This is a genomic window from Amycolatopsis sp. SID8362, assembly GCF_010550475.1.
Lineage (GTDB): Bacteria > Actinomycetota > Actinomycetes > Mycobacteriales > Pseudonocardiaceae > Amycolatopsis > Amycolatopsis eburnea.
In genome coordinates, this window is the sequence record NZ_JAAGNB010001863.1 from 1 (window position 1) to 406 (window position 406).

Genomic DNA, 406 nt, shown 5'->3' on the forward strand with positions numbered 1-406 from the left:
CCAGCAGCCGCCGTCCCGCGGTGTGCGTCCGCCAGCTCGCCGCGCGGCCGTCGAGGTCGGCCGGGATCGCGTCGCACGGCACCCCGAGCGCGGTGAGCATCGCCTCCAGCGCCGCCGCCGGTTCGACCGGCTCGCCGGGGCCGTAGCCGCGCAGGTTGAGGTAGACCTGCCCGCCGGGGAACCGGTCGGCGATCTCGTGCGCGAAGTGCACGGCCAGCGTCGTCTTGCCCACGCCGCCCATGCCTTCGACGGACGCGATCGGCGTGGACGCGCCGGCGTCGACCGCCTCCGGCAGCAGCGCGTGCAACGCCTTGAGGTCGCCCTCGCGCCCGGAGAAGGTCCGCAGGTCGGCGGGCAGCTGGTGCGGCACCTGCGGTTCGGCGCCGAGGCGGTAGCGCGCCAGCCG

The 406-nt window shown here is 76.8% G+C and carries 1 pseudogene; it reads right to left on the bottom strand.

Annotated elements, in window-relative coordinates:
• Positions 1–406: pseudogene (locus G3I65_RS56235) on the bottom strand (transcriptional regulator, SARP family protein); the annotation flags it as partial.